At 63.0% G+C, this 4,741-nt stretch carries 4 protein-coding genes; 2 read left to right on the forward strand and 2 right to left on the reverse strand.

The features are described from left to right. Positions 1 to 260, reverse strand: a 260-nt coding sequence (locus CWO89_RS47310; RefSeq protein WP_207234673.1) for a hypothetical protein, incomplete at its 3' end; no start/stop codon positions are given. Between CWO89_RS47310 and CWO89_RS40875 the strand changes: the two genes are divergently transcribed. Continuing rightward, complete coding sequence (locus CWO89_RS40875) at positions 259 to 1,995, forward strand: ABC transporter permease (protein ID WP_130583912.1); 1,737 nt, start codon at positions 259 to 261, stop codon at positions 1,993 to 1,995. The two genes, CWO89_RS47310 and CWO89_RS40875, sit on opposite strands and share 2 nt — an antisense overlap. Positions 1,996 to 2,083: 88 nt before the next feature. Here the strand turns inward: CWO89_RS40875 and CWO89_RS40880 are convergent, their stop codons facing one another. Then, positions 2,084 to 2,917 carry a DUF1194 domain-containing protein gene (locus CWO89_RS40880; protein ID WP_130583913.1) on the reverse strand — a complete coding sequence of 278 codons (834 nt, stop codon included), beginning with the start codon at positions 2,915 to 2,917 and terminating at the stop codon, positions 2,084 to 2,086. Positions 2,918 to 3,275: 358 nt separating this feature from the next. Between CWO89_RS40880 and CWO89_RS40885 the strand changes: the two genes are divergently transcribed. Next, positions 3,276 to 4,523, forward strand: a complete 1,248-nt coding sequence (locus CWO89_RS40885) for a multidrug effflux MFS transporter (protein WP_130583914.1) — start codon at positions 3,276 to 3,278, stop codon at positions 4,521 to 4,523. The last annotated feature ends 218 nt before the right edge of the window (positions 4,524 to 4,741 follow it).

Genomic DNA, 4,741 nt, shown 5'->3' on the forward strand with positions numbered 1-4,741 from the left:
GCCGTGAGACGCGCGGAGTCATAGTGCTGATTTGCCCGACGGGTTAAGCGGAATATTTTCGTGCGAAGCACTGGACGGCACAAATCACCTTGAAATAATTCATAAAATTCGCCCAAACGTGACTCTGCGCGCGGCTCGGGCAGCTCACGACCGGCCCCGACTATCGGTTCGTCGTGAACCCTGCCTATAACGCCGATCGCGATCCGGTCTCGATCCACTCGGGCCGCCTGCACGCCGAGTTCTGACCAGAGGTGGTTCATGACGTTTCAGGATATTCGCAGCGCTGTCCTCGGGCAAAACTCGCTCCGGCCCAATGTCTGGGATCTCGTGGCGCTGCTGCTTTTGATCGGCGTCCTGGTGCTGATCGTCTATGGCGGCCATCAGACGATTGAGCCGCTGTCGGAGCTCGAGCATACGCCTGTTACGCTCGATCCGCGCAATCTTCCGCTCTACGCGCTGCGGACCACGCTGCGGATGCTGCTGGCGATCATTTGCTCGACCGTCTTCACCTTCATCTATGCCACGCTCGCCGCCAAGAGCCGGCGCGCGGAGATCGTGCTGATCCCGCTGCTCGACATCCTGCAGTCGGTGCCGATCCTCGGCTTCCTGACCTTCACGGTCGTGTTCTTCATGAACCTGTTTCCGGGGCAGGTGCTGGGCGCCGAGCTGGCCTGCGTCTTCGCGATCTTCACCAGCCAGGCCTGGAACATGACCTTCAGCATGTACCAGTCGCTGCGCAGCGTGCCGAAGGATCTCGAGGAGGCGACGCAGAGCTTTCACCTGTCCGGCTGGCAGCGGTTCTGGCGGCTGGATGTGCCCTTCGCGATGCCGGGCTTGATCTGGAACGCGATGATGTCGATGTCCGGCGGCTGGTTCTTCGTGGTGGCATCGGAGGCGATCACCGTGGGCAACACGACGGTCACCTTGCCCGGCGTCGGCTCCTATGTCGCGCTGGCCATTCAAGAGCAGAACCTGCCGGCGATCGTCTATGCGCTGGCGACCATGCTTCTCGTCATCATCGCCTACGACCAGCTCCTGTTTCGTCCGATCGTGGCCTGGGCCGACAAGTTCCGCTTTGAGCAGACTGCCTCCGGCGAGCCGCCGACGTCCTGGATGCTCGATCTCTTCAGGCGCACGCGCGCGCTGCGCGCGCTGACCTATCCGCTCGGCGCCGCGAACAAGGGCATTTCGACGCTGCGCATCGGCGTGCCCGCGGTGCTGCGGCCGCGCGCCAACAGCAGCCAGCCCTCGCGCCTCGTCGACGGCGTATGGGTGGCGGTGGTCGCCGTCGTGACGAGCTACGCCGCCTGGAAGATCTATCAATATCTCTCCGCCACGCTCGGCTGGTCGGACGTGACCGCCGCGGTCGGATACGGACTGGTCACGCTCGCACGCGTGGTCGTGCTGATTGCGCTGGCGACGCTGATATGGGTGCCGATCGGCGTCTGGATCGGCCTGCGGCCGAAACTCGCCGAGCGCATGCAGCCGCTCGCGCAGTTCCTGGCGGCGTTCCCGGCCAACCTCGCCTTTCCGGTGTTTGTCGTGCTGATCGTGCATTTCGGATTGAACCCGAACATCTGGCTCAGCCCGCTGATGATCCTCGGCACCCAGTGGTACATCCTGTTCAACGTGATCGCAGGCGCCGCCGCCTTTCCGAGCGATTTGCGGGAAGCCGCCGGCAGCTTCCACCTGAAGGGATGGCGCTGGTGGGTGAAGGTGATCCTGCCCGGCATTTTCCCCTACTACGTCACCGGAGCGGTCACCGCCTCGGGCGGGTCGTGGAACGCTTCGATCGTCGCCGAAGTCGCAAGCTGGGGCGACACCCATCTGACCGCCATCGGACTCGGCTCCTATATCGCGCGAGCGACCGAAGCCGGCGATTTTCCGCGGGTCGTGCTCGGCATCGCCGTCATGTGCGTGATGGTGACGCTGTTCAATCGCCTGCTCTGGCGGCAGCTCTACGCCTTTGGCGAACGCCGCCTTCGTCTCGGCTGAAAAGCGGAGAAGCTGCGCTCCCTCTCCCGCTTACGGGGTCCCGCAAGCAAGCGGGAGAGGTGAAGATTCAGCCTGATCGGATCATGCTCTAGCGTCCCCAACGGTCCTCCCAGAGCTTTTCGCCGATCTGGCAATTGATCCTTGGTTCCTTCCCGGCGGCGGGAACGACCTTGTGCTCGGGATCACGTCCGGCCACTTCGAGTACCAGTTTGGTGCGAATGGCTTCCTTGAATCGTTCGCGATCCTTGATTGCCACGACGAAGGAGCCGGGCCCGCCGATGACGCAATCCTCGTAGTACCAATCGAGATTATCGATATCCATCATTGAATGGGACGGCTCCTTGATCATGATCGGCAGGCCGTTGATGACGATGCCTTTCGCCAGCGCCTGGTCGCGAACGGGCGTGACAGGTGGTCCGTTGTTGTTGGGGCCGTCGCCGGAAATGTCGATGACACGCCGAAAGCCGCGGCTAGGGTCCTCGTCGAAGAGCGGCGTCCCGAACAGGATGGCGCCCGAAATTGAGGTGCGCGACCCGCGCCGGATCGGCGCCTGCATGATTTCGCTGGCGACTGCGTCAGCCGTCTCGGGGCCGTCGATCACCCGCCAGGGAATGATCACCCGTTGGTCGCCGAACGCCGACCATTCGAAGTAGGTCAAGGCAATCTTTCCGTTCGGGCCTCCCTTCAGCGCCTGCAGGAATTCCCTGGAAACGATGGCCTCAGCATAACCCTCGCGCTGCACCGTGAGCTCGTCCGTATCCATGGAATAGGAGACGTCGGCCGCAATGATAAGCTCGATATCCACGGAAGGCGCGCCCTGCCGGTCGGCAAGTGCCGGTGGCTGACCAGGCGCCGCAGCGCCCGCGGCGCCGGCGAGCATGCCGGCGGCCAGCACCGCTGCGATCGAGATGCACCATCGCATCGCGGACCTCCTCGATCCCTAAAGCGCGATGACTTTTCTTCGAATCGTCATCCCGCTTTAGCTCTTTGTTTGCGCATGATCTCCGCGCAAACGCTTCGCGTTTGTCGCGAGGGAAAACCGGTTTCCACTTTTCCGGATCATGCTCTGACCTCGATATGATGGTGACACGCAAGTTTCACAGGGCAAAGCGGAGAGATTGGCGACTCGGTGTCCATATTCCGGAATTCGGCAAGTCACGGCTGCCTAAAAGCGCGCCGTGTTGCCTAACCCGTCTGGAACCGCCGGTCCCCCATTCCGAAACACGGGATTGTGCATTGCAGCACGATGGCTAGATTGCGCCTCCGCAAAAGGATGCCACGTGTCTGAAATTAATGCCGAGGCCTGGGTATCGTCAGGCCACCGCCCGATGGGCTTCCCAGAATTCGTAGTTGCGATCGCATCGATCATGGCGCTGAACCCGCTGGCCATGGACATGATGCTGCCGGCGCTGCCGAGCATCGGCGCCGCATTCAACATTGCCGACGCCAACCATCCGCAGATGGTGCTGTCGATCTTCCTGTTCGGCTTCGGCGTCGGACAGTTCGTGATGGGGCCGTTGTCGGATCGCTTCGGCCGCCGTCCGGTGCTGCTCGGTGGCATGGCCGTCTATGGTGTCGCAAGCCTGCTTGCGATCGCGGCGACATCTTTCGAGACGCTGCTGCTGGCGCGTGCGCTGCAGGGCCTCGGCACGTCGGCGACGCGCGTGATCGCCACCTCGATCGTGCGCGACTGCTACGCCGGAAGGCGCATGGCAAGCGTGATGTCGCTCGCGATGATGGTCTTCATCGCGGTGCCCGTGGTTGCGCCATCGTTCGGCCAGGCGGTGCTGCTGCTGACGCAGTGGCGCGGCATTTTCGTTGCGTTGATGCTGTACGGCGTGATCGCACTGGCCTGGAGCGCGCTGCGCATGCCCGAAACGCTGCCGGCGGAATTGCGCAAGTCGCTCGCGATCCGCGACGTGCTCGGCGCCTTCAGGCAGACGCTCACCAATCGCCAGACGCTGGGCTATGCGCTGGCGGCCGGCGGCATACAGGGGGCATTGTTCGCCTTCGTCTTCACCTCGCAGCAGCTCTTCACCGACATCTACCAGCTCGGGCATTACTTTCCGCTGGCATTCGCTTCGATCGCGGCGGGCATCGCGATTGCGGGCTTTCTCAACTCCCGCTTTGTCGGGCGGCTCGGCATGCGCGTAATCTCGCACGGCGGGCTGGTCGCCTTCGTCCTCGTTGCCGCCACGATGCTGGTGGCGGCCAGGCTGCAGATGTTGCCGCTGTCGCTGTTGATGACGCTGGCGGCATTGATGATGTTCACGTTCGGGCTGATGATCGCCAACTTCACCGCGCTGGCGATGGAGCCGCAGGGCCATATCGCCGGAACCGCCTCGTCGCTGTACGGATCGATCACGACGCTGCTCGCCATCGGCATCGGCATCGTGATCGGCCAGAGCTACGACGGCACGCTGCTGCCGTTCTCGACCGGCTTCTTCCTCTGCGCGCTGGCGGCGCTCGCAGTGGTGCTGGCGACGGAAAAGGGCCGCCTGTTCAAGCCGCATCATACGACGATGTAGTTGTGCAGGTGTGATGCTTTTCTTGAATAGGGCAATGGCTCGGATTCACCTCGCCCCCTTGCGGGGGGAGGTCGAAATTCAAGCCAACGGGTCGGCGCGAAGCGCCGCCCGATAACAGGCTCCGCTTGAATTTCGGGTGAGGGGGAGCCTCCACGAGCTCATCTCTGACCGTACTTGCGGAGGCAGCCCCTCACCCCAACCCTCTCCCCGTAAGAACG

Source organism: Bradyrhizobium sp. Leo170 (assembly GCF_004296405.1).
Taxonomy (GTDB): Bacteria; Pseudomonadota; Alphaproteobacteria; order Rhizobiales; family Xanthobacteraceae; genus Bradyrhizobium.

Bases quoted from the DNA above. Each gene is read 5' to 3' on its own strand.
- CWO89_RS40875 (WP_130583912.1), top strand. From the start codon at position 259: ATGACGTTTCAGGATATTCGCAGCGCTGTCCTCGGGCAAAACTCGCTC.
- CWO89_RS40880 (WP_130583913.1), bottom strand. From the start codon at position 2,917: ATGCGATGGTGCATCTCGATCGCAGCGGTGCTGGCCGCCGGCATGCTC.